This window comes from Pseudomonas sp. LPH60 (assembly GCF_030718165.1).
In the GTDB taxonomy this organism is placed as follows: domain Bacteria; phylum Pseudomonadota; class Gammaproteobacteria; order Pseudomonadales; family Pseudomonadaceae; genus Aquipseudomonas; species Aquipseudomonas danubii.
The window spans coordinates 59972-84423 of record NZ_JAVAJH010000002.1; the positions used below are offsets into that span (position 1 = coordinate 59972).

General features: G+C 63.3%; 22 protein-coding genes and 1 tRNA gene. 5 read left to right on the forward strand and 18 right to left on the reverse strand.

Features of this window, described 5'->3' with window-relative positions:
* Positions 1–12: 12 nt before the first annotated feature.
* From Q8O96_RS05785 to Q8O96_RS05810, 6 genes are all read right to left on the reverse strand, one after another.
* Positions 13–89, reverse strand: a tRNA-Met gene (locus Q8O96_RS05785).
* 77 nt (positions 90–166) lie between these two features.
* Positions 167–1630 (reverse strand): amidase, encoded by a 1464-nt coding sequence (locus Q8O96_RS05790; protein WP_305948537.1) that lies wholly within the window; start codon positions 1628–1630, stop codon positions 167–169.
* Between the two features lie 71 nt (positions 1631–1701).
* On the reverse strand, positions 1702–2736 hold the full coding sequence (locus tag Q8O96_RS05795) for an extracellular solute-binding protein (protein WP_115580915.1): 1035 nt from the start codon (positions 2734–2736) through the stop codon (positions 1702–1704).
* Positions 2737–2763: 27 nt separating this feature from the next.
* Positions 2764–3573, reverse strand: coding sequence for an ABC transporter permease (locus Q8O96_RS05800; RefSeq protein WP_305948538.1), 810 nt, complete (start codon positions 3571–3573; stop codon positions 2764–2766).
* Complete coding sequence (locus Q8O96_RS05805) at positions 3570–4490, reverse strand: ABC transporter permease (protein ID WP_102880929.1); 921 nt, start codon at positions 4488–4490, stop codon at positions 3570–3572. Before Q8O96_RS05805 ends, Q8O96_RS05800 begins: the two co-directional genes overlap by 4 nt.
* A 15-nt stretch (positions 4491–4505) precedes the next feature.
* Positions 4506–5624 carry an ABC transporter ATP-binding protein gene (locus tag Q8O96_RS05810; protein ID WP_305948539.1) on the reverse strand — a complete coding sequence of 373 codons (1119 nt, stop codon included), beginning with the start codon at positions 5622–5624 and terminating at the stop codon, positions 4506–4508.
* 227 nt (positions 5625–5851) lie between these two features.
* Here Q8O96_RS05810 and Q8O96_RS05815 point away from each other — a divergent pair, with 227 nt between their 5' ends.
* Together Q8O96_RS05815 and Q8O96_RS05820 are read left to right on the forward strand one after the other, a co-directional pair.
* Positions 5852–6769 (forward strand): LysR substrate-binding domain-containing protein, encoded by a 918-nt coding sequence (locus Q8O96_RS05815; protein ID WP_305948540.1) that lies wholly within the window; start codon positions 5852–5854, stop codon positions 6767–6769.
* 79 nt (positions 6770–6848) lie between these two features.
* Complete coding sequence (locus Q8O96_RS05820) at positions 6849–8066, forward strand: MFS transporter (RefSeq protein WP_102860240.1); 1218 nt, start codon at positions 6849–6851, stop codon at positions 8064–8066.
* Between the two features lie 96 nt (positions 8067–8162).
* Here Q8O96_RS05820 and Q8O96_RS05825 read toward each other — a convergent pair whose 3' ends face one another.
* The 6 genes from Q8O96_RS05825 to Q8O96_RS05850 all read right to left on the reverse strand — a co-directional run bounded on the left by Q8O96_RS05825 (position 8163) and on the right by Q8O96_RS05850 (position 13056).
* Positions 8163–8534: a cytochrome c family protein gene (locus tag Q8O96_RS05825; RefSeq protein WP_305948541.1), complete on the reverse strand. Its 372-nt coding sequence runs from the start codon at positions 8532–8534 to the stop codon at positions 8163–8165.
* Between the two features lie 59 nt (positions 8535–8593).
* A complete protein-coding gene (locus Q8O96_RS05830) occupies positions 8594–10162 on the reverse strand; it encodes an FAD-binding oxidoreductase (RefSeq protein WP_305948542.1) in 1569 nt (522 codons plus the stop codon).
* A 13-nt stretch (positions 10163–10175) separates the two neighbouring features.
* Positions 10176–10865: a hypothetical protein gene (locus tag Q8O96_RS05835; RefSeq protein ID WP_305948543.1), complete on the reverse strand. Its 690-nt coding sequence runs from the start codon at positions 10863–10865 to the stop codon at positions 10176–10178.
* Between the two features lie 10 nt (positions 10866–10875).
* A complete protein-coding gene (locus Q8O96_RS05840) occupies positions 10876–11211 on the reverse strand; it encodes a cytochrome c (RefSeq protein ID WP_102860244.1) in 336 nt (111 codons plus the stop codon).
* Between the two features lie 48 nt (positions 11212–11259).
* Complete coding sequence (locus tag Q8O96_RS05845) at positions 11260–12735, reverse strand: aldehyde dehydrogenase family protein (RefSeq protein ID WP_305948544.1); 1476 nt, start codon at positions 12733–12735, stop codon at positions 11260–11262.
* 93 nt (positions 12736–12828) lie between these two features.
* Entirely contained in the window at positions 12829–13056 is a 228-nt protein-coding gene (locus tag Q8O96_RS05850; RefSeq protein WP_305948545.1) for a hypothetical protein, read from the reverse strand.
* Positions 13057–13256: 200 nt separating this feature from the next.
* On the opposite strand from Q8O96_RS05850, the gene Q8O96_RS05855 reads away from it, so the two are divergent.
* Positions 13257–15092 carry a sigma-54-dependent Fis family transcriptional regulator gene (locus Q8O96_RS05855; RefSeq protein WP_102860246.1) on the forward strand — a complete coding sequence of 612 codons (1836 nt, stop codon included), beginning with the start codon at positions 13257–13259 and terminating at the stop codon, positions 15090–15092.
* Between the two features lie 49 nt (positions 15093–15141).
* On the opposite strand, the gene Q8O96_RS05860 is transcribed toward Q8O96_RS05855, so the two are convergent.
* Together Q8O96_RS05860 and Q8O96_RS05865 are read right to left on the reverse strand one after the other, a co-directional pair.
* Positions 15142–16077 (reverse strand): transporter, encoded by a 936-nt coding sequence (locus tag Q8O96_RS05860; protein ID WP_250329629.1) that lies wholly within the window; start codon positions 16075–16077, stop codon positions 15142–15144.
* Positions 16078–16296: 219 nt separating this feature from the next.
* A complete protein-coding gene (locus Q8O96_RS05865; protein ID WP_102860248.1) occupies positions 16297–17187 on the reverse strand; it encodes a helix-turn-helix domain-containing protein in 891 nt (296 codons plus the stop codon).
* Between the two features lie 191 nt (positions 17188–17378).
* Between Q8O96_RS05865 and pobA the strand changes: the two genes are divergently transcribed.
* Together pobA and Q8O96_RS05875 are read left to right on the forward strand one after the other, a co-directional pair.
* Positions 17379–18566: a 4-hydroxybenzoate 3-monooxygenase gene (gene pobA / locus Q8O96_RS05870; RefSeq protein WP_305948546.1), complete on the forward strand. Its 1188-nt coding sequence runs from the start codon at positions 17379–17381 to the stop codon at positions 18564–18566.
* A 201-nt stretch (positions 18567–18767) separates the two neighbouring features.
* Positions 18768–20822, forward strand: a complete 2055-nt coding sequence (locus Q8O96_RS05875) for a TonB-dependent receptor domain-containing protein (RefSeq protein ID WP_250329626.1) — start codon at positions 18768–18770, stop codon at positions 20820–20822.
* A 58-nt stretch (positions 20823–20880) separates the two neighbouring features.
* Here the strand turns inward: Q8O96_RS05875 and ychF are convergent, their stop codons facing one another.
* The 4 genes from ychF to Q8O96_RS05895 form a co-directional block, all read right to left on the reverse strand.
* Positions 20881–21981, reverse strand: a complete 1101-nt coding sequence (gene ychF / locus Q8O96_RS05880; protein WP_053153762.1) for a redox-regulated ATPase YchF — start codon at positions 21979–21981, stop codon at positions 20881–20883.
* Positions 21982–22004: 23 nt separating this feature from the next.
* Entirely contained in the window at positions 22005–22589 is a 585-nt protein-coding gene (pth, locus tag Q8O96_RS05885) for an aminoacyl-tRNA hydrolase (RefSeq protein ID WP_060841030.1), read from the reverse strand.
* 168 nt (positions 22590–22757) lie between these two features.
* Positions 22758–23357, reverse strand: a complete 600-nt coding sequence (locus tag Q8O96_RS05890; RefSeq protein WP_060841029.1) for a 50S ribosomal protein L25/general stress protein Ctc — start codon at positions 23355–23357, stop codon at positions 22758–22760.
* 139 nt (positions 23358–23496) lie between these two features.
* Complete coding sequence (locus Q8O96_RS05895) at positions 23497–24438, reverse strand: ribose-phosphate pyrophosphokinase (RefSeq protein ID WP_003171603.1); 942 nt, start codon at positions 24436–24438, stop codon at positions 23497–23499.
* Between the last annotated feature and the right edge of the window lie 14 nt (positions 24439–24452).

Here is a 24452-nt window from a genome sequence, read left to right on the forward strand (position 1 = left end):
GTTTTTAGTACTTGGTGGCTACACAGGGACTTGAACCCCGGACCCCAGCATTATGAATGCTATGCTCTAACCAACTGAGCTATGTAGCCAAGTGGCGCGCATTATTCGCTCGGAACGACGATGCGTCAAGCGTTTTTATAAAAAAATTATCTACGCTATCAACCGTTTATCCCTTCCCCCCCGAAATCAGCGGCGATGGGCAGCGCTGGAACCAGCGGCTGGCCTGTTCGTAGGCGTGTGCCAGTTGCAGGACGGCGAAGTCGGCCTGGTGCTTGCCGATTATCTGCAGGCCCATGGGCAGGCCGTCGGCGTTGAAGCCGGCCTGCACGCTGGCCACCGGGCAGCCGGACAAGGTGCCGGGAATCACCACCTCCATCCAGCGGTGATAGGTGTCCATGGCCGCGCCTTCGATGCTGCACGGCCAAGGGGTGTTCTTGTCGAAGGGGAAGACCTGGGCGCTGGGCAGCAGCAGGTAGTCGAAGCGTTCGAACAGCTTTGAAATGGCGCGGTACCAGTCGCTGCGAATCACCGAGGCGTCGAAGACCTGGCTGGCGGACAGCTTGAGGCCGTTCTCCACTTCCCAGATGGCTTCTGCCTTGAGCCGTGTGCGTTTCTGTGGGTCGGCATAGGTGCTGCCCAGGGAACCGGCGACCATCCAGTGGCGCAAGGTGCGCCAGCTGTTCCACAGGCGCTCGGGGGCGAAGTCCGGGCTGGCCGGTTCGACGCTGCAGCCCAGGCTGCGGAAATCGTCCAAGGCCTGTTCGCAGAGTGGCAGCAGGCCCTTTTCCATCGGCAGGTAACCGTTGAAGTCCCCCAGCCAACCCAGGCGCGTGCCCTTGAAGTCGCGCTCCAGTGGCGCGGCGAAGCCCTGGCCGGATTCGGCGATGGACAGCGGCGCCCGCGCATCGCCGCCGGCCTGTACTGACAGCAGCAGGGCCGCGTCGCGCACGCTGCGGGCCATGGGGCCTTCGTAGCCGAGCTGGTCGATGAACAGGTCGCTGCTGTCGTCGAACGGCACCCGGCCCTGGGACGGGCGGAAACCGAAGATGTTGTTGAAGGCCGCCGGGTTGCGCAGCGAGCCCATCATGTCGCTGCCGTCGGCCACCGGCACCAGGTGCAGGGCCAGCGCCGCGGCGGCGCCGCCACTGCTGCCGCCGGCGGTCTTGCTTGGGTCATAGGCACAGCCGGTGGCGCCGAACAGCGGGTTGTAGGTCTGCGAGCCGAGGCCGAATTCCGGGGTGTTGCTCTTGCCGATAATGATCGCCCCGGCAGCCTTTATCCGTTCCACCATGATGCCGTCGCGCTCGGGGATGAAATCCCGGTACAGCGGCGAGCCCAGGGTGGTGCGGATGCCCTGGGTCAGGGACAGGTCCTTGATCGCGTGGGGCAGGCCGTGCATCCAGCCACGGTACTGGCCGCGGGCCAGTTCGGCGTCGCGCTGCTCGGCCTGGGCCAGCAGGCTGTCGGCCGGTTGCAGGCTGACCAGGGCATTGACCAGGGGGTTGTAGCGCTCGATGTGGGCAAGGTAGGTCTGCATCACTTCCCGGCAGGAAACCTGACGCAGGCGGATACGCTCGGCGAGTTCATGGGCCTGGAGCAGGACCAGTTCGCTGGGGGGATTGGCGGTCATGGCAGGGGGCCTTTCAAACGGCTTTAGAAACGCCCCGGCATCCAGGCCGGGGCGGCAGAAGTCAACGCAGCTCAGCGCATCAGGTTGGTCCACAGGCGGTCGGCGAGGCGGATCGCGCCTTCGCCGCAGGTCTGGCTGAAGACCACCTTGGTGCCCTCGGGAATGTGCAGTTCGGGGGCATCCTTCAGCCCGGCATCGAGGAAGGGTTCGACGCCCTTGATCGGGCTCTGGTGCTTGAGGAAGTTCTGGGTCATGGCGGCGTTCTCAGGCTGGCTGAGGAAGGCGATGAAGGCCTTGGCGTTCGCCGGGTGCTTGCTGCCCTTGGGGATGACCATATTGTCCACCCAGGCCAGCACGCCTTCTTTCGGGTAGAGGTACTTCAGGCTGGGCTTCATCTCCCGGGCACGCATCGACGAACCGCCCCAGAACATCGACATGTCGATTTCCCCGGCCGCCAGGTTCTCGCGGATCGCCCCGGCCTTGGAGCTGTAGGTCTTGACGTAGGGCTTCTGCGCCTTGAGCAGGCCCAGGATCTGCTGCATCTGCTTGGGGTCTTCGCTGCACAGCGGAATGTTCAGGTACAGGCTGGCCATGTCGATCACTTCGCTCACCGAGTCGAACATGTTGATCCGCCCCTGCAGCTCCGCTGGCGGTTCGTAGAGCACCTTGTAGCTGTCGCTCGGGCCTTTGTAGCGTTCGCTGTTGAGCACCACGCTGGTGGTGCCCCAGATGAAGGGCACCGAGTAGGCGCCTTCAGGGTCCCAGGTGGGCTTTTTCAGGTTGTCGACCACGCCGGCGTAGTAGGGCTGCTGGGCCGGATCGAAGCGCTCCAGCAACTGCTCCTGGATCAGGATCGGAATGAACTGGTGGGACGGGATTGCCACGTCATAACCGGTGCCGCCCTGTTTCAGCTTGGCCAGCAGGGTTTCGTTGGAATCGTAGGAGTCCACCGTGACCTCGATGCCGGTCTGCTTCTGGAACTTGGCGAGAATCTCCGGCGAAAAGTAGCCGCTCCAGCTCACGACGTTGAGTTTCTCGGCGGCCTGCACCGCCAGTGGCAGGCTCAGCAGCAGCGAGGTTCCCAGACTTGCGATCAACTTGCTCATGGCATTTCCCCAAGGTCAGTGGACGGTTCAAGGGCGTTTCTTGCTCAACAGGTAAGAGAGGCTGACGAACAGCACCGAGACGCCGAGGATCAGCGTCGACACGGCGTTGACGTCGGGTGTCACGCCCATGCGCAACAGGCCGAAGATGAAGATCGGCAGGGTGGTGGTGCCCGCCTGGGACACCATCATCGAGATCACGAAGTTATCCAGGGAGACGATGAAAGCCAGCATCAGCCCGGAGACGATCCCCGGCATCAGCAGCGGCAGGGTCACCTTGCGAAAGGTGCGCCAGGGGCCGGCGTACAGGTCCGCGGCGGCGTGCTCCAGGGACAGGTCCATGTCGTTGAGGCGGGCGCGGATCGGCAAGTAGGCGAAGGGGATGCAGAACACCGTGTGGGCGATGATCAGGTTGCCGTAGCCCAGGGACAGCCCCAGCGTCGAGAACAGCGCCAGGGTGGCCACGCCGACGACGATTTCCGGCAGCACCAGGGGCAGCATGATGGCGCCCATGGACAGTTGCAGGCCCTTGAACTTGGCCCCGCGTGAAGTGCCCAGGGCGGCCAGGGTGGCGATGGCGGTGGCTGCCATGCTGGCGCACACGGCAATCAGCAGGCTGTTGCCCGCCGCCTGGCGCAGGGCCTGGTTGGCAAACGCCGCGCGGTACCAGTCAAGGCTGAAACCGCTCCACACCGTGGCCGACTGGTTGGCGTTGAAGGAGAACACCACCAGCACCAGGATCGGCGCATACAGGTATAGGTAGAACAGGAAACTGAAGCCGCCGAAGCCGGGAAAGTCCTGAACACCGAGGCCGTTGCGTTTGAACAGGCGGATCATCATGCACCCTCCTGAAGGGTTCGCTGGCGCTGGGCGCGCAAGGCGTAGACGGTCAGTACCAGCATCACCGCGGCCATCAGCACCAGGGACAGGGCGGCGCCGAAGGGCCAGTTACGGGCGTCGCTGAACTGCCGGAAAATCAGGTTGCCGAGCATCATCCGGGTGCCGCCCCCCAGCAGTTCCGGAGCGATCATCGCGCCCAGGCAGGGCACGAAAGTCAGGATCGCCCCGGCGAAAATCCCCGGCTTGGCGATTGGCAGCACCACTTTGCGCAAGGTGCGCCAGCGTCCGGCGTAGAGGTCCTGGGCCGCCTCCAACAGGCGGATGTCCATCTTTTCCAGGGTGGCGTAGATCGGCAGCACCACGAAGGGCGCGTAGGTGTAGACCAGCCCCAGCAGCACCGCGCCGTCGGTGTACAGCAACTGCAACGGCTCGTGGATGACCCCCAGGCCCATCAGGCTGTTGTTGATCACCCCGGTGTTGCGCAGCAGCAGAATCCAGGCGTAGGTGCGGATCAGCAGGTTGGCCCAGAACGGCACGGTGATCAGGAAGATCAGCAAGCCCCGGCGCTGCACCGGTTGCATGGCCAGCCACACCGCCACCGGAAAACCGATCAGCAGGGTGATGAGGGTGGTCAGCCCGGCGATGCCGATGGAGCGCAGGGCGATCAGCAGGTAGGAGTCGGCGAAGGCCAGGCTGTCATCCAGTTGCCGTTCGAACAGCAGGGAGGTGTAGGCGTCGCTGCTGAAGACCTGGTTCACCCCGCCGTAGGGGTTGGCTTCCATCAGCGAGTAGCCGATGACGATCAGGATCGGCACGATCAGGAACAGGCCGATGGCAATCAGCGCCGGGCTGACTCCGAGAACGCTGCGCAAGGCCTTGCGCCGTTCCAGGTGCTGGGAAATCGATGAGGCGTGCATGGCGAATCCTCGTGGTCAATCCAGCAGGACGCTGGCGCTGCCGCGTTCGAACACCAGCCCGGCGTGGCTGCCCACGTTCAGACGCGGATGGTGTTCGAGGCTGTTGGGCGCACGCACGGTGAGGCGCATGCCGTCGCCAAGGCTGACCTGGTATTGCAGGTCGGTACCCAGGTAGATCTGCGCCTCGATGCGGCACGCCAGGGCGCCTTCCACGGCGTCGCTACGCAGGTGCAGGCGCTCCGGGCGCACGGACAGGGTGACCTGCTGGCCGACTTTGACCGTGTTGCAGGGTTGCGCCGGCAGCGCCTCTCCGGCGGGACCGCCAAACCAGGCCAGGCCGGCTTCGACGCGGCTGACGGTGGCCTGGATGAAGTTGGTTTCACCGATAAAGTCGGCGACGAAGCGATTACGCGGTTGCTCGTAGATCTCCTCCGGGCGACCCACTTGCTGCACTTCGCCTTCGGAGAGCACGGCGATGCGGTCGGACAGGGTCAGGGCTTCTTCCTGGTCATGGGTGACGAAGATGAAGGTGATGCCGGTCTTGGCCTGGATCGCCTTGAGTTCTTCGCGCATGGCCTGGCGCAGCTTGAGGTCCAGGGCCGACAGCGGTTCGTCCAGCAACAGCACCTTGGGGTGGGGCGCCAGGGCCCGGGCCAGGGCGATGCGTTGCTGCTGGCCGCCGGAGAGTTGGTTGGGCTTGCGCCCGGCGAAGCGTTCCATCTGCACCAGGGCCAGCATCTCGCGCACCCGCTCGGCGATCTGCGCCTTGCTCAGCACCTGGCCCATGGGCCGCGATTCCAGGCCGAAGGCCAGGTTCTCGGCCAGGGTCATGTGGGGGAACAGCGCATAGTGCTGGAACACGGTGTTCACCGGGCGCTCGAAGGGCGGCCGCTCGGCGATGTTCTCGCCGTAGAGGAGGATCTCGCCCTGGGTCGGAAATTCGAACCCGGCGATCATCCGCAACAGGGTGGTCTTGCCGCAGCCAGAGGGGCCGAGGAGGGTGAAGAATTCGTTGTCGCGGATGTCCAGGTCGATGTGCTTCAGGGCCACCGGGCCGCTGTGTGGATCGCCGTAGACCTTGCGCACCGAGCGGATGGACACCGCCAGTGTTTGCAGCGCATGCAGGGCATTCATGCCTTACCTCCGATTCCCCCATGGGCTGTCGCGCAGGCCATGGATATTGTTTTTCTTAGGGCAGGATCGAGATGTGTTCGGATGCGTGCAAAGCCTGTTTTTACGGGCTTTGCGCGGGTTCTTATTGTTCTGCTGGGGCTGATTATCAGTGAGGGGTTGCGGGGGCGAAACATCAATTTTAACATACAAGATGTTAAATAATTTAATAGCAGAGAGCGTGCAAAACCATGGCCGAACAGCGTTTGCCACCGTTGAATGCGGTGCGGGCTTTTGATGCCGCGGCCCGCCTGGGCAGCTATGTCGAAGCCTCCAAGTCGCTGCATGTCACCCAGCCGGCCATCGGCCGCCACGTGAAGCTGCTGGAGGACTGGCTCGGGGTGCAGTTGTTCGAACGCACCTCGCGCGGGGTGGTCCTGACCCCGGCGGGGGAGAAGTACCACCGCAAGATCGCCGCTGCCCTGCAACTGATCATCGAGGCCGGGCGCGAAGCCCAGCCCAAGGCCGCCGAGCGCTGGCTGCGGATCATGGTGGTGCCGGGTTTTGCCAAGCGCTGGCTGACCCCGCGCCTGGAGGCGCTGCGCCATGTGCGGCCGGGTTTGAAGTTCGCCATCGAGCCGAACTCCACCTTCACCGAAGTCGACGCCAAGAGCGCCGACCTGGGGATCGCCTATGGCCTGGATGGGCAGTACCCCGAGTCACGGATCAGCCTGATCTGCCCTCGGGTGTTCCCGATTTGCACCCCGGCTTACCTGGCCGGCATCGAGCCGATCAAGGGCCCGGCGGATCTGGCCCGTCACGAGTTGATCCATTTCGATGACGGTGAGTGGTGGAACCTGTGGTTTGCCGCCAATGGCCTGGATATCCAGCTCAGCTCCGACCTGATCTATGTGAACAACGACCACGCCCTGTCGGTGGCCGAAAGCGGCGGCGGCATTGCCCTGGCCAATGAAGTGCTGGTGCGCGAGGAGCTCAAGGTCGGCACCCTGGTGCGGGTGCTGGAGGATCAGGTGAAGCTGGAAAGCTACCGGGTGCTGACCCCGGCCACTGAATGGTCGCAGGACGTGGAGTGGTTCATCCAATGGCTCAAGGCCGAGCTTGAAGCGGACTTCCCCGAGGCGCGGATAGTGGGGTCGTTAGCAAGCTAATGGGATGGCGTGTGCGCAGCAAAAAATGGCACATTGGCGCACCTGCCCCTGTGCACCCACCCGTTGTACGGAAAATCCTATGGCTAGCAGCAACCCTCAGACCGTCGCAACGACGGCATCTCCCGCTTCGCAAAGCAGTCCACTGGTCTTGCGCATCATCGGTGCGGTGGCCCTGGCCCACTTGATCAACGACCTGATCCAGGCGGTGCTGCCGGCGATCTACCCGATGCTCAAGGACAACTACGGCCTGACCTTCACCCAGGTCGGCCTGATCACCCTGACCTTTCAGCTCACCGCTTCCCTGCTGCAACCCTGGGTTGGTTTTTACACCGATCGACGGCCTCTGCCATTCCTGTTGCCAGCGGGCATGATCTGCACCCTGATCGGCATCTTGATGATGTCCCAGGTCGGCAGCTTTGCCCTGATCCTGCTGGCGGCTGCATTGATCGGCATTGGCTCTTCGACCTTCCACCCGGAAGCGTCGCGGGTCGCCCGGCTGGCTTCCGGCGGGCGCTATGGCCTGGCGCAGTCGAGCTTCCAGGTGGGCGGCAACGCCGGCACCGCGTTCGGCCCCTTGCTGGCCGCGGCGATCATCATTCCCTACGGCCAGGGCAATGTGGCCTGGTTCGGTCTGTTCGCGCTGTTTGCCCTGGTGGTGCTCTACGCCATCAGCCGCTGGTACGCCAACCATCTGCGCCTGCACAAGCTCAAGCAGGGCCAGGCGGCGACCCATGGTCTGTCGAGGAACCGGGTGATCAGCGCCCTGGTGGTCCTCGGGCTGCTGGTGTTCTCCAAGTATTTCTACATGGCCAGCTTCACCAGCTATTTCACCTTCTACCTGATCGAGAAATTCGACCTGTCGGTGGCCAGCTCGCAACTGCACCTGTTCCTGTTTCTCGGCGCGGTGGCGGCGGGGACCTTCTTCGGCGGGCCGATCGGCGACAAGATCGGGCGCAAGGCGGTGATCTGGTTCTCGATCCTCGGGGTGGCGCCGTTCACCCTGCTGCTGCCCCATGTCGACCTGTTCTGGACCAGCGTCCTCAGTGTGGTGATCGGCTTTATCCTGGCCTCGGCGTTCTCCGCCATCGTGGTCTACGCCCAGGAACTGGTGCCGGGCAACGTCGGCATGATCGCCGGGGTGTTCTTCGGTTTGATGTTCGGTTTCGGCGGGATCGGCGCGGCGCTGCTGGGGCACCTGGCGGACATCCATGGCATCGAGTACGTGTACTTCCTGTGCTCGTTCCTGCCGCTGTTCGGAGTGCTGGCGATCTTCCTGCCGCGCACCCGCAAAGCCTGACGCGCGGTGGTTCGACGCGTAAAAAAACGCCCGGGGCCATGCTCCGGGCGTTTTCGTTTCAGCGTAGTGCTAGTTGAGGCGTCGCTGCCTGCGGCCTCAGTGCAGGCTTTTCAGGTAGGCAATCAGGTGTTGCCGGCTCTGCGGGTCGGCCTGGCCGGGAAACATCATCTTGTTGCCCGGTACCAGGGTCGCCGGGTTGCTCAACCAGCGCTCCAGCGTGGCGTCGTTCCATTGCAGGCCTGCCTCTTGCAGGGCACTGGAATAGCTGAAGCCCTGGGCCTGGCCGCTGGCCCGGCCGAACACGCCTTGCAGGCTGGGGCCCATCAGGTGCTTGCCGTTCTCGACGCTGTGGCAGAAGCCGCATTGAGCGCTGAACAGAGTCTTGCCGAGGACCGCATCGCCGTTGGCCAGGGCCAGGGGGGCGGCCAGCAACAGGGCGTGAGCTGCGAGCAGTGGGGTGTACTTCATGGATTTTCCTGTGCTTCAAAGGGCCCCGTGGCGCCAGGCCGACGGGGCGTGTGTGCGATTTAGAAGGGGTTGGCCAGATCGATCCCGGACTTGCCCGGGGCGAGGATGTTGTTCGGGTCCAGGGCGCGCTTGATGGCGTGCTCGACCTTGCGCTTGACCGGGCCGTAGCTCTGCGCCACCCGCTCCTGGAAGGCGGTGTTGACCCGGTACACGGCATAACCGTGCTGCTCGAACACATCCAGCAGTTCGGCGAAGCAGGCGTTGGCGCGCAGGGTTTCTTCCGGGTTGCTGCGGTCGTACAGCACGTCGATAACGTGGTGCATGTCGCGCCAGCCGACGATGAATTCGCCGACATAGTCCAGGCCGTGCTTGTTGAGGACCTGCTTGGCCAGGGCCTGCTGTTTGTTGCACTCGCTGCCGCGGGCCTGGCTTACCGGGGCGAACCACATCGAGCCACCGCCGCCGCGCCAGTTGTACAGGCCGAACTCCTGCAGGTTGGGCACCCCGGACATCAGTTGCGAGCGGTACAGGAACGGTTGTGTGTTGCCCGCTTCTTCCTGGGTGACGATGCGTCCCTTGCCCAGGGCCTTGAGGGCCTGGTTGACGATCTTCCAGTTGACGTCCACTTGCTCCTGGGTGCCGTACAGCGCGGCGTAGACGTTCCAGGCACCGAGGTTCTTGTCCTTCTGGATCTGCTTGAGGATGGCCTCGGAGGTGGCCCCCGGCTCGCTGGTGTAGTCGGAGCGGCGGGTGTTGCAGGTGGCCGCTTCCCACAGCACGCCGGCGATCACCACCGAGTTGGGAATCACCTGGGCGATGCGCAGCGGGCGGATGAATTCGACGATCTCGGCAATGTCCGACTCGTTCTCGAACTTGATCTCGAACGGTTTGAACACCGGCGGCTTGGGCATCAGCCAGAAGCCCATCTTGGTGCAGATGCCGTAGTTGGCCTGGGTGAACATGCCATCCAGGGTCGGGCCGTAGCCCCACTTGAACACTTGCCAGGCGTTGTCGCCTTTGACCCCGCCCATGCCGCTGCGATAGACGTCGCCGTTGGCCAGCACCACTTCCATGCCGCACTGCATGAGGAAGTGTTCGCCGTAGGGGGTGTAGCCGACGCCGCGGTCCATGGTGTTGCCCAGGGGACCGGCGATGGCCGAGGGCGCCGAGAAGGACAGCATCAGCGGCAGGTTGTGTTCCTGGATGTAGTCGTAGAGCTGCTGGTAGGTGACCCCGGGCTCCACCAGCGCGGTGCACAATTGCGGGTCGACGTGGAGGATCTTGTTCATTTTCTTCAGGTCGAGAATCACCTGGCCGCGTTGGCCGGGGGCGGCCGAACCGTAGCCGAAGTTGCGCCCGGTGGAGATGGTCCAGACCGGGATCTTGTGTTCGTTGCAGATCTTCACCACCCCCTGCACCTGCTCGACGCTGGTGGCGGTGACCGCGGCCGAAGGCATGTGCTCGGCGGTGTCCACCGCCATCATGATCTTGCTGTAGGGCACCAGTTGGTCGTCCTTGACCAGGACGTTCTCGTCCCCCAGCAATGCTCGGAACTGGGCGATGGCTTTAGTGAAGTGGGCCGCATTCACGCCCCGGGGCAGCAGTGGCTTCTGGGTTTGCTCAGTCATGGGATCAGCTCCTTCAAGCCTCGATCGAAAACGAAACGAAATGGCCGCTCAGCGGCGTGGCCCGTGGGCTGGCCAAAGGCGCCTGGCCGAGGCGGCCGCGGGTCAGTTCGGCCAGGCTGTAGCCGAGGATGGCGGCCCATTGTTCGGCGCTGCGCGGATCGCGGGCGCGAGCGCCGGCCTGGAACGCCGGCTGTGCCAGCAGGCGTTGTTCGCTGAGGCTGAAACCGGCGCCACAGGCGTTCAGTTGCAGACCCAGTTGCAAGGCGCAGCCATGGGTGGCGGCGGTGCCCAGCAGTTGGTGGCGCGAGCTCCGGGCATCGCTGTGGTGCTGGCCGAGCCATTGCACCCGGGCCCCGGCGCTACGGGCCTGGTCCAGCACCAGGGCGGCGCTGGCGTCGTCCAGCAGGCCGATCAGGCGTTGTGGCCGGCCGCTGCCCAGGCGTTGCTGCAGCGCCTGGAGCGACGCCAGGTTGCCCTCCCAGCGCTGCACGCTGACCTGGCCAGCTACCGAGCTGGCGTTGATCCCCTGGACGAAAGCCGAGTCGGCGACGGCGGGGCTGACCAGGGCCAGGGTCGGTAGCCGTGGGCCGCTGGACGGGCCCAGCACGCTGTTGGCCAGGCCCAGGCCGGGGCCGGTCACCGCGACGCTGGCCAGGCCGCCCAGGGCCATGCCCTTGAGCAGTGAGCGACGTTCAATGTTCATGGGCGTCTCCTCAAGGTTGGGCGGCCGGGGCCGGGGCGTTGGAGATGTACTCGGCGACCTGCTGCAAGGCGTTGTCGTCGATGAACGATGCCGGGAAGGCCGGCATCGCGCGAAAGCCGTTGCGCACCACCGCGGTGATGTAGGGCGGCGGCAGTTGGCGCCCCTTGATCGGCGGGCCGACCTGCTTTTCGTGGCAGTGGCCGCAGACCTTGGCATAGACGTTTTCACCGTTTTTCCAGACGCCGTCGCCATCGGCGGCGGCCGGACCGGCCAGCACCATCAGGGGCAGGGCCAGGCACAAGGCAAGGGTCCGCTGTGCAGCGGGGCTGTTGAGGAGCGAGGACATGGCGTACTCCGTATTGTTATGGGGTGACTCGGTTGATAAGCGCCCAGCTCAGAAGGGATAGGGACGTGGTGTGTGTTGCAGGGTGATCCAGTGGTCGGTGGTGAATTCGTCGATTGCCCAGTCGCCGTTGAAACGGCCCAGACCCGAGTTCTTCTCGCCGCCAAAGGGCGCGTTGGGCTCATCGTTGACCGGCATGTCGTTGACGTGGCTCATCCCCGCATGAAGGCGCTGGGCGAACTGCACGCCACGCTCCGGGTTGGCGCTGAACACCGCGCTGGACAGGCCGTATTCACTGGCATTGGCCAGCTCCAGGGCGTGCTCGGCATCCCGCGCGCTCTGGATGCCCACCAGTGGGCCGAAGATTTCTTCGCGGGCGATTTCCATGTCGGCGTGCACGTCGCCGAACACGTGGGGCGGCAGCACATTGCCCGAAGCCGGGCCACCCACTAGCAAGGTCGCGCCTTCGGCCAGGGCCAGGCGGATCTTGTCCTGCAGGCCGGCCAGCTGTTTGCTGTTGATCACCGGGCCGACCACCGTGGCCGCCAGACTCGGGTCGCCGTAGGGCAGGGCCTTGACCCGTTCGACAAAGCGCTGGGTAAAGGCCTGCAAAACCGGCTGCTCGACGATGATGCGGTTGATCGCCATGCAGATCTGCCCCTGATGCAGGAACTTGCCCACCACCGCGGCGTTCACCGCCTGCTCCAGGTCGGCATCGGCCAGGACCACGAACGGGCTGTTGCCCCCCAGCTCCAGGGCCACGTGCTTGAGGTGCTCACCGCCACTGGCGATACGCCCGATGTTGCGACCGACCTGGGTCGAGCCGGTAAAGGAAATGAACGCCGGGACCGGGTGCTCGACAAAGGCATCGCCGATTTCCGCCCCGGCGCCGACCACCACGCTGAGCACCCCGGCGGGCAGCCCGGCTTCCTCGAAGATCCGCGCCAGCAGCAGGCCGCCGGTCACCGGGGTGTCGCTGGCCGGCTTGACCACCACCGCGTTGCCCAGGGCCAGCGCCGGGGCCAGGGAGCGGGCGCTCAGGTGCAGGGGGAAGTTCCACGGGCTGATCACCCCGATCACCCCCAGCGGCTTGCGGTAGACGCGGCTTTCCTTGCCGGGAATGTTGGAGGCGACGATCCGCCCGTGCACCCGGCTGGGCAGGCTGGCGGCCTCGACGATGATGGCGCGGGCCGCGCCCCATTCGATCTGCGCCTTGATCCGCGTGCTGCCGGATTCGCGGATCAGCCAACCGATGATTTCTTCACGGCGTTCATCGAAGATCCGCGCGGCGTTGAGCAATACCTCGCTGCGTTGCGCCGGGCTGCTGGCGGCCCATTGGCCCTGGGTCTGGCGGGCCTTGGCATAGGCCTGATCCAGGTCCTGGCGGTTGGCCAGGCTGATCTGCAGCAGGCATTGCCCGGTGAACGGGTCGTAGACGGGTAGCTCCCGGCCGCTGCTGCCGGCTCGCCAGTCTGCGGCGATGGGTTGCAGTTCCAGGTGTTGATAGGCAGGTCGAGTCGCAGTCATGGGGTTCTCTCTGGTTCGTGGCCATGGCTCGGCTGTCAGCAATCAAGCCGATGGCGCGTGAGGGTAGGGATGGGGGCCCGCTACGGCGGCGTTTCAGCCGAGGCGGGCAAGGTTGCGCAAGGAGCGCTCGTCCAGGGCAGAGGGGTAGGGCAGAGGAGGCGCAAGGCGGGCGGAAGGCATGGCAAGGTCACCTGTTGTGTTGTTATGGATGAGCATCTGCCTGTGCATAACAACTATCGTGCCACGCGCTTTTTTTTGAAAAATATCTTTTAAAAACAATTGGTTATTTGTTTGTTTCGGATTCTTGAGCGAGCCCGCCACGCGGCATCAGGCGCGGGCTGCGGAAATTTATGCAGAGAAGTCGCGAGGTTGTCGAAAGCTCGGCACTCTGTGGGCGCTCGTGGAAACTGTGCGGTTATCGGCCAGAACTTGCGCAGCACCGACGGCGACGGGGGATGGCGATTGACCCGGAAAAGCGCCGGGGCATACTGCAAGGCCCCTGAACTGCCTGTTGATTGCCCATGACCCGTTCTCCTTCCAGCCAGCCCGGCCGTCCTGCGGATGAAGATTTCCTCAAGCAGATGCTGGGGCGGCACAAGCGCTTGATCGTCGATCGCGCCAGCCAGTTCGAGGCCAGCGGCCTGCCTTCGGCCGAGCAACTGGCCGAGACCGTGGCCTTTGCGCCCCAGGACGGCAGCATCTGGCTGTGCGGGCAGCGGATGATGCTGATGCAGGGTTCGGCGTTCGGCTCCATCCGGCGCGAATTGATCGAAGCCCTGGGCTTGGACAAAGCCCGTGGCCTGATCACCCGCATCGGCTGGCAGGCCGGCGCCCGGGACGCGGCCCAGGTCAGCGAGCAGTGGCCGGACGGCGACCACGCCAGCCTTTACAGCGCCGGGCCGCGTCTGCACATGCTCGAAGGCATGGTCAATGTCGAGGTGGTGCGCTTCGAGATCGACTCCAGCATCGGGCATTTCTATTCGGAGTTTCTGTGGCACAACTCGCTGGAGGATGACGAGCATATCGCCGCCTATGGCCTGGGCGGCGAGCCGGCATGCTGGATGGAGATCGGCTATGCCAGCGGCTACGCTTCGTCGCTGTTGGGGCGGCTGGTGGTGTTTCGCGAGCTGGAGTGCCGCTCGATGGGCCAGCCGGCCTGCCGGATTGTCGGCAAACCGGCCCAGCAGTGGGACGACATCGATATCGACCTGATGTACCTCGACCCCGGGGATTTTCTCAGCCGCAGTGCCTATGCCACAGGCCAGGAGACTCAGGTCGCCGAGCTGCCGGTACCGTTGGGCGAGGGGCAACGAGTGGGCATCTCGGCGGCGTTCGTGGCCGCCAGCCAGTTGTTGCAGCGGGTGGCGCCGACCCAGGCCACGGTGTTGCTGACCGGGGAGTCGGGGGTAGGCAAGGAGTTGTTCGCGCGCCATCTGCACCAGGCCAGCGCCCGCCGGCACAAGCCTCTGGTGGCGCTGAACTGCGCGACCCTGCCGGAAAACCTGGTGGAGGCCGAACTGTTCGGGGTGGAGCGGGGGGCCTTTACCGGTGCCGATCGTTCGCGGCCCGGACGTTTTGAGCGGGCCCATGGCGGCACCCTGTTCCTCGATGAGATCGCCACCCTCAGCCTCTCGGCCCAGAGCAAGATCCTGCGTGCCTTGCAGGAAGGCGAGATCGAGCGGGTGGGCGGTACTGAGCCGATGCAGGTGGATGTGCGGGTCATTGCCGCGACCAACCTCGACCTGCGGCGCGAGGTGGAAGCCGGACGCTTTCGTGAGGACCTGTTCTATCGGCTGAATGTGTTTCCCATTCACCTGCCGCCCCTGCGTGAGCGACGCGAAGACATTCCGCTGTTGATGAGTTACTTCCTGCACCGCTTCAGCCAGCGTCACGGCCGTCAGTTGGCGGGTTTCAGCACGCGGCTGGTGAATGCGCTGCTGACCTACCGCTTCCCGGGCAATATCCGCGAGTTGCAGAACCTGATCGAGCGTGGCGTGATCGCCGCCAGCGACGGTGAAGTCATGGACGTGGTGCATCTGAGCGAGGCGGGGACGTCGCTGGCGGGCGCCGCCATCGGCCTCAACGCCGACGGCCGTCTGTCGCCAGCGGCGCTACGGGAGGCGGCCCAGCCCGAGGCCCCGGCCCGGGCAGATGAAGCCCCGGTCGACGAGCCGGAACTGGCCAGCCTGCACGCGTTTCTCACCGGGCGGGCGCCGGCCCTGGGCACTTCGCTGGAAGAGATCGAACGGCGCCTGGTGCGTCTGGCCCTGGAGCGCTCCGGGGGCAATATCACCGCGGCGGCGCAGATGCTCGGCATGAGCCGGGCCCAGGTCAGCTATCGCCTCAAGGGCCGTTGAGCGGGCCCTCTCCTGCGCTTGGGCACGAGTGGGCCCGCCCCTCGGCGGTTCAGAGTGCGCTGGTGAATTTCAGCCAGTAGGTCTGGCCTTCAGCGCGATTGCGCACCGCCGATTCATCCTGCCATTTGGCGCTCAGCGACCAGCCCTGTTTGCTGCTGAACTGCACTGCCGGACCGATGGAGAACGAGCGGCCGCGATGGCCGTCGCTGGCCTGCACCTGGGCCGCGGCGGCGCAATCGGTGACGTTGCACTTGTCGTCGCTGATCTGCTGATAGGCGTGCCCGCCGACGCCGATCACCCAGCCATTGCCCACGCCCCAGCCGAGGCTGTAGTCGGCGTGCAGCTCGCGCCCGGACTGATAGTGGGTGGCGCGGTTTTCGAAGTTGTAGTCGTGCATCAGGCGCACGTCGGCGTTGAACCCCTGCGGGTCGGTGTAGGTCATGGCATACACCGCCTGCACGGTGTAGTAGTGGTTACCCAGGTTGATCAGGTCGTTCTTGTCGTATTCGCCGCCGCTGGGCAGGACGAAATCGATCCCGAGGGCACTGTGGAATTTGTCGCTGTGATGAAAGCCCAGTACCGGGCCGAGGTGGGCGTCGCCGATGCCGCGCTTGTGATCGTGGGGGCCGTTCTGGATGTTCAGGCGCATGTCGTTCAGCGGCAGCAGGGCGTGGAAACCGAGTTGCGCCCCCAGCAGCTGTTGCTCGGTGACCCAGACAAAGCGTGGCACCACGCTGGTGACCCGCAAATCGATGCGGGCGCTACGGCGGCCGGCATCGTCCCGCAGGCTGTCGGCCAGGTAGTTGCCGACGAAGACCTGGGCGTAGGTGCCGGGCGGCGGCAGGATGCCCATGCCGTAGAGTTCGATGCCCATGGGCCAGGAGGAAACGCCGCCCTCGCTGGCCTGGAGCCAGGGGGCGTGGGCGGTCAGCAGCAGGCTTGAAGTGAGTGCAAGGGCGCGCAGGCGCGAGGAGGTCGGGTGCATGAGAAGGTCTGCCTTATTGTTATGGGGGGCGCTGGCAGGAGGTGGCTCCTGGCGCGCCGGCTGAGCTTCTCAACTAGCGTGCCAAACCTTTTATTCGAAAATTTTCTTTTTGAATCAATAAGATGGATATGTGACGTGGCCCGCAAGACCGCCGCTCCGGGCAGCGCGTGGCGAGATTTGTTAAGAGAAATCGGCTACCTGCACAAAACTCGTGGCGCCTCAGGGGCTGTTGGCGTCTTGCCCGGCACTCTGGCGGAAGGCGTTGGGCGACTGGCCGCTGAGGCGCTTGAAGAAGCGTGAGAAGTAGGTGGGGTCGCTGAACCCCAGGTTGTCCGACAGCTGGCTGATGCTGATGTTGGTGTAGATCAGGCCGCGCTTGGCTTCCAGCATCAGGCGCTGGTGCAGGATCTGCAGTGCGCTCTGCCCGGCCAGCTCCCGGCACAGGGTGTTGAGGTGCACGCTGGACAGGCCGATGCGGTGGGCCAGGGATTCCACCGTGGGGTGTTGCTGATAGTGGCGCTCCACCAGCTTGATGAAGTGCCCCAACAGTTGCTGATTGCGCTCGCCGCGATTGCTCGGCGGGGTGTTCTGCTGGCCGCGGCGACTGATCCACACCACCAGCACGTTGACCAGCGAGTGCAGCAACAAATCGCGAGCGGCGGCGCTGCCTTCGTATTCATCCATCAGCGCCTTGAACAGGGTGTTGAGGCTGTGGCGGTCGCGGCCCACGGGGTAGCAGCCGGCGCTGGCCAGCACCGCCAGCGGCGCACCCAGTTGCGCTTCCAGCTGGGCTACCAGGGGCGCGCCCAGGGTCAGCACGTAACCCTGAATGTTTTCCGAGAACTGAAAGCCGTGGACCATCAGCGGCGGCACCACCTGGATCGTCGCCTCGCGCACGTCCTGGCGCCGTCCCTCGACCTCCACCAGGGCCTGGCCGCGTTGCACGTAGAGCAGTTGGTAGAGGTCGGCATGACGGTGTGGCTTGATCTCCCAGTGGTGCAGGCTGCTGCGCTTGGGGATGGATTCGCAGTGCAGCAGGTCCGGAGTCGGCCAGGCCTGGTTTTCCCCATAGAGCTTGAATACCGGGATGCTGGAGCGGCTGGCTTTCATCGGACGCGACCTTGGCAAGGGCTTGGCTGGAATGCTCGATAATCGAACGTTGTTTTCAAAAGTGCATTTTTAGCGTGGCTTATCACCATTTTTCCGCGTTTCTGTCGGCAAAAATGCAGGGGTACAACAATAACCATAAATTCCAGTCTGCGCCTGTCGGCCCACTGGAATGCCCTAATGAGACGACAATAATGAAAACTCAGGTTGCGATTATCGGTGCCGGACCTTCCGGCCTGCTGCTGGGCCAACTGCTGCACAAGGCCGGCATCGACACAGTGATTGTCGAGCGCCAGACCCCGGAATACGTACTCGGCCGCATCCGCGCCGGGGTGCTGGAACAGGGCACGGTGGACATGTTGCGCGAGGCTGGAGTGGCGCAGCGCATGGACGCCGAAGGCCTGGTCCACGAAGGGGTGGAACTGTTGATGGGCGGCAAGCGCGTGCGCATCGACCTCAAGGCCCTGACCGGGGGCAAGACGGTGATGGTCTACGGCCAGACCGAAGTCACCCGTGACCTGATGCAAGCCCGCGCGGCCAGCGGGGCACCGATCATCTACTCGGCGGACCAGGTGCAGCCCCACGACATGAAGGGCGCACAGCCCTACCTCACCTATGAAAAGGACGGCCAGCAGCACCGCATCGATTGCGACTACATCGCCGGTTGCGACGGTTTTCATGGCGTGGCGCGCAAGAGCATTCCCGAGGCGGTGCTGACCCACTACGAGCGCGAGTACCCCTTCGGCTGGCTGGGCCTGCTGTCCGATACCCCGCCGGTCAACCACGAACTGATCTATGGCCAGCATGAGCGTGGTTTTGTGCTGTGCAGCCAGCGCTCCCTGACTCGCAGCCGCTACTACCTGCAAGTGCCGCTGAGCGACCAGGTCGAGGACTGGCCCGACGAGCGCTTCTGGAACGAGCTCAAGGCCCGTCTGCCGGCGCAGGTGGCGGCGGATCTGGTCACCGGGCCGGCGCTGGAGAAAAGCATCGCGCCGCTGCGCAGCTATGTGGTCGAGCCCATGCAGTACGGCAAGCTGTTCCTGGTGGGGGACGCTGCGCACATTGTGCCGCCCACCGGGGCCAAGGGCCTGAATCTTGCGGCTTCAGACGTATGTTACCTGTACCGGATCCTGGTCAAGGTGTACCGCGAGGGGCGCAGCGATCTGTTGGAAAAATACTCCGAGCTAGCCTTGCGCCGGGTGTGGAAGGGCGAGCGTTTCAGCTGGTTCATGACCAACCTGCTGCACGATTTCGGCGAGCACCAGGACGCCTGGGAGCACAAGATGCAGCAGGCCGACCGCGAGTATTTCCTCAACTCCCACGCGGGACTGGTGAACATTGCCGAGAACTATGTGGGCCTGCCTTACGAAGACATCTGCTGAGCCTTCGGCATTGGAAGCATTGGCCCTGGAACCGCTCGCGAACGGGGGTGGTTACGGGGCCGTGTTTGCACATGGCATGGGCCGAAAGGTGTCTTTCGAGAAATATTCCTATTTATAAATGATATTTATTAGCATTACACTTCGATCCCCTCTCCCTTGATGCACCACCAAGGTGCATTGAATCGACAAGGATCGTTTGTCATGAAAGTCAGCTCCTGCCTGTTCCATTCGCTTCTGCTCAGCGCCGGTGTCGGCCTGCTGCCACCGCTGGCGCAGGCCGGCGCGACGCCAGAAGAGACCAAGCCGGCGCCGTTGGAACTGGACACCGCGTTTGTCACCGCTACCGGCGGCGCCACGGACCTCAAGGATGCCCCAGCCAGCGTCAGCGTCATCACCCGTGAGGAAATCGAGCGCCAGCCGGTCTACGACCTCAACACCCTGTTGCGTCGGGTGCCGGGGGTGACCGGTGGTTTCGGCCCGGTGGGCGAGCAGTCGAAGATCAAGCTGCGGGGCCTGGACGACAAGTACACGCTGATTCTGGTGGACGGCAAGCGCGTCGGTAGCTCCGCGGACCTGAGTTATCGTCGTGACCTGGCGCGTCAGGACTTGAACTGGATCTCGCCGAACATGATCGAGCGCATCGAGATCGTCCGTGGACCGATGTCGTCGCTCTACGGCTCGGACGCCATGGGCGGGGTGATCAACATTATCACCCGCAAGGTCTCACGGACCTGGACCGGTTCGGCCAGCACCCACATCACCGTGCCCAAGGACTCCGATCGCGGCCAGACCACTCAGTACAGCGCGAATGCCTCGGGGCCGTTGACCGAGTCCCTGGGATTGCGCCTGGGGGCCAACGTCACGCGTCGGGCAGCGGATGAAGTCGAGGCGCGGCGCGATGCCCAAGGTGATTTCATGTACGACGACGGTGCAGGCGGTTCCAAGAATCAGAGCGTAAATGCGCTGCTGGACTGGCAGATCAACGAAGAACAGAGCTTGTCCTTCGAGGCGGTGCATGGCGTTGAGCGTTCCTGGGCATCAAAGAAAACCTTTGGTGATTGGGGCGATACCGTTGGTGTTTCCTTTGGTCCCAGCCGACTGACTCGCGATAGCTACATCCTGTCCCACACCGGTGACTGGAGCTTTGGTACCACGAAGCTCGATGCCTACCTGAACAAGTACCGCAACGACCTTGATACAGGCAAAGCCAACTCCGAAGAGAAGATCGTCGAGGGCAGTCTCAATCTGCCCTTCGAACTGCTGGTGGATCAGCGCCTGACGCTGGGTGGGCAATGGAAGCGCGAGGAGCTGACCAACACCAATACCCTCGGCACCGTACCGGTGGATTACCAAGGTACGCCGGTTAGCGGCTCGACCTTGAAGGGCGATTATTCGGCGGCCTTTATCGAGGATGAACTGTTCCTGCTGGACAACCTGTCCCTGACCCTGGGCAACCGTTTCGACCACAGCGACAAGTACGGCAACCACAACAGTCCACGGGCTTATGTGGTCTATCACCCGCACCCGGACTGGACCGTGCGTGGGGGTGTTTCCAAGGGCTTTCGTGCGCCGAGCCTGAAGGAAGGCAGTGCGGGTGCGGCGACCGAGTCCGGAGGCCGTGGTTGTGGTTCGTTGCGTCCGTTGGGTTATGTCACCGGCAGTTGCTGGATGGCCGGCAATCCGAACCTGATGCCGGAAACCAGCACCAACAAGGAAATCGGCCTGTCCTTCGATCATGACGGCTGGGAAGCGGGCCTGACCTACTTCCACACCGACTTCACCGACAAGATCGAATACGGCCCGCTGGGCCAGTACCAGGGCCGCTGGTGGACCATGCTGGAAAACGTCGACAAGGCCCGCACCCGTGGTTGGGAAGGCACCGCCCGGGTGCCGCTGGGTGATTCGCTGACGTGGCGCACCAACGCCACCTACATGCTGGAAAGCCGGAACCTGAGCACGGGTGAAGATCTGATCAGCTCACCCAAACTGTCGGCATTCAGCGCGTTGGACTGGCAGATCAATGACCGTTTGAGCACCGAACTGTCGGCGCAGCACGTCGGCAAGCAGCGGGGCCTGGGCAATGATTTCGTGCAGTCCTACACCACCTATGACCTGACGGCGAACCTGGCGTTGACCAAATGGCTGACGTTGAACGGTGGGGTACAGAACCTGATGGACAAGGACCTGCGGGACGGATCGACCAACTTCTATGTGCCCGGACGGGCATTCTTCGCGGGGGCGACCACCTATTTCTAGGGGCGCTGGATAGAGCGGGGGAGGTCAGCCCCATTGCGCGGCAATGGGGCTGAAGGGGTTACACGTTGAAGCGGAAGTGCATCACGTCGCCGTCCTTGACGATGTATTCCTTGCCTTCCAGGCGCCATTTACCGGCTTCCTTGGCACCGGCTTCACCCTTGAACTGAATGAAGTCGTTGTAGGCGATGACCTCGGCACGGATGAAGCCTTTTTCGAAGTCGGTGTGGATCACGGCGGCCGCTTGAGGCGCGGTGGCGCCGACACGCACGGTCCAGGCGCGAACCTCCTTCACACCCGCAGTGAAGTAGGTCTGCAGGTTGAGCATTTCGTAGCCGGCGCGGATCACCCGGTTCAGGCCAGGTTCTTCCAGGCCCAGGGCCTCGAGGAACATGTCCTTTTCTTCGCCGTCTTCGAGCTCGGCGATTTCCGCTTCGATCTTGTTGCACACCGGCACCACGATCGCGCCTTCTTCTTCGGCGATGGCCTTGACCACGTCCAGCAGCGGGTTGTTCTCGAAGCCGTCTTCGGCAACGTTGGCGATGTACATCACCGGCTTGGTGGTCAGCAGGTGGAAGCCGCGGATGATCAGCTTCTCATCGCTGCTCATGTCCTTCATCAGGCTACGGGCCGGCTTGCCTTCGGTGAAGTGGGCGATCAACTGCTCCAGCAGGGCTTTCTGGGCCACGGCATCCTTGTCACCGCCCTTGGCGTTGCGGGCGACTTTCTGCAGCTGTTTTTCGCAGCTGTCGAGGTCGGCAAAGATCAGTTCCAGATCGATGATTTCGATGTCGCGCTTGGGGTCGACGCTGTTGGACACGTGGATCACGTTGTCGTCTTCGAAGCAGCGGACCACGTGGGCAATGGCATCGGTTTCGCGGATGTTGGCCAGGAACTTGTTACCCAGGCCTTCACCTTTCGAGGCACCGGCCACCAGGCCGGCGATGTCGACGAACTCCATGGTGGTCGGCAGCACGCGCTCCGGCACGACGATCGCCGCCAGGGCGTCCAGGCGCGGGTCGGGCATCGGCACGATACCGCTGTTGGGCTCGATGGTGCAGAAGGGGAAGTTCTCGGCCGCGATCCCGGACTTGGTCAGGGCGTTGAACAGGGTGGACTTGCCGACGTTAGGCAGGCCGACGATGCCGCAATTGAATCCCATGGTGTATTCCCCGAGGAGTAGAGTCAGGCCTTCTGGCTGTGCAGGTTTTTCATCGCGCGGTTCCATTCACCGGCGAAGATATCCGGCAGCACGCCGAGGGCAAAATCGATGCTGGCATCGAGTTTTTCCTGTTCGGCGCGTGGCGCACGACCCAGGACAAAGTTTGAAACCATACTGGCAACACCTGGGTGGCCGATGCCGAGCCGCAGGCGGTGAAAGGTATTCTGATTGCCGAGCTGCGCGATGATGTCCCGCAGTCCGTTGTGCCCGCCATGCCCGCCGCCGGTCTTGAGCTTGGCGACGCCGGGAGGCAAGTCGAGTTCGTCGTGGGCCACCAGGATTTCTTCCGGCTTGATGCGGAAGAAGCCGGCAAGCGCCGCCACGGCCTGGCCGCTGCGGTTCATGTAGGTGGTGGGAATCAACAGACGAATGTCCTGACCCTGGTGACTGAAGCGCCCGGTCAGGCCGAAATATTTGCGATCGGCGACAAGGTTGACACCTTGTTTCTCGGCGATGCGCTCAACAAAAAGGGCCCCTGCGTTATGCCGGGTCTGTTCGTATTCGGCGCCTGGATTACCCAGGCCAACGATCAGTTTGATGGCAGTCACGATAGGGGCCCTTCTTTGGAGTGGTGGATAACATCGCCGCAACCGGTGCTACGGCGAAAGGGGACGACAAAAGCTTGGTTGCCTTGCGGCAAACTTCGCGTTCTCGCCCGCTTTCTCGCTACGTTCCAGTCCGCGATGTGTTCCGCTCAACTCCGGCGTCAGAGTGAATTACTCTGCTGCGCCTTCTTCTTTCTCAGAAGCAACACGTGGTGCGTAGACGTTGGCTACTGCCAGGTCGTTGCCGTGTGCCAGAGCAACAAACTCAACGCCTTTAGGAGCGGTGAGGTTGGACAGGTGGATCACGGTGCCGATGTCGGTCTCGGTCATGTCGACTTCGATGAACTCAGGCAGGTCTTTTGGCAGGCAGGAAACTTCGATCTCGGTGGTAGCGCGGAAGATCTCGCCGCCTTTCTTGATCGGTGCAGCTTCGTTGATCAGGTGCACTGGAACCATGGCGGTCAGTTTCTGACCAGCAACTACGCGAACGAAGTCAGCGTGCAGCACGTGGCCTTTGGCCGGGTGACGTTGCAGGGCCTTGATCACGACGTTCTGCTTGGTGCCACCCACGTTCAGTTCGATGATGTGGCTGTAGGCAGCTTCGTTTTCCAGCAGCTTGGCCACTTCTTTGGCCAGCATGCTGATGGATTCAGGGGCTTTGTCGCCACCGTAAACTACAGCTGGAACCAGGCTTGCGAGACGACGCAGGCGGCGGCTCGCACCTTTCCCCAGGTCGGAACGCAGTTCAGCATTCAGAGTAAAATCGTTCATGTTGTATCTCCAAAATAACCACACTCGCCCCAGCGTTTGCGACCAGCGCTAAAGGCGATATGGGCAAAAAAGCCCCGTCCCAACAGAGGTTGGGACGGGGCGCTTTTCGTCATCGGGATGTTTTGCCAGGGACTAGCCCTTAGCGGAACATCGCGCTGATCGATTCTTCATTGCTGATGCGGCGGACCGCCTCGGCAACTACCGGTGCGATATCCAGTTGGCGGATACGCGCACAGGCTTGTGCTGCAGCGGACAGCGGGATGGTGTTGGTCACCACCAGTTCGTCCAGCACGGAATTTTCAATGTTTTCGATGGCTCGACCCGACAGCACAGGGTGTGTGCAGTAGGCAAAGACCTTGGCTGCGCCATGCTCTTTCAGGGCCTTGGCCGCGTGGCACAGAGTGCCGGCGGTATCGACCATGTCATCGACCAGAATGCAGGTGCGTCCTTCGACGTCGCCGATGATATGCATCACTTCGGAGTGATTGGCTTTCTCACGACGCTTGTCGATGATCCCGAGATCCACGCCCAGGGACTTGGCCACGGCACGTGCACGCACGACGCCGCCAATGTCCGGGGACACGATCATCAGGTTTTCGAAACGCTGGTCTTCGATGTCATCCACCAGAACCGGGGAGCCGTAGATGTTATCTACCGGGATATCGAAGAAACCCTGAATCTGGTCAGCATGCAGATCAACCGTGAGGACACGGTCGATGCCGACTACGGTGAGCATGTCAGCCACGACTTTCGCGCTGATAGCCACACGTGCGGAACGCGGACGGCGATCCTGACGGGCATAACCAAAATAAGGAATAACAGCAGTGATACGAGTCGCTGAGGAGCGGCGGAAGGCATCAGCCATCACGACGAGTTCCATCAGGTTGTCGTTGGTCGGAGCGCAAGTCGGCTGAATAATGAAGACGTCTTTACCGCGGACATTTTCATTGATCTCGGCAGTAATTTCGCCGTCGGAGAATTTTCCAACAGAGATGTCACCGAGAGGGATATGCAGCTGACGTACTACACGCCGAGCCAGATCGGGGTTAGCGTTCCCCGTAAAGACCATCATCTTGGACACGCGCAGTACCTGAA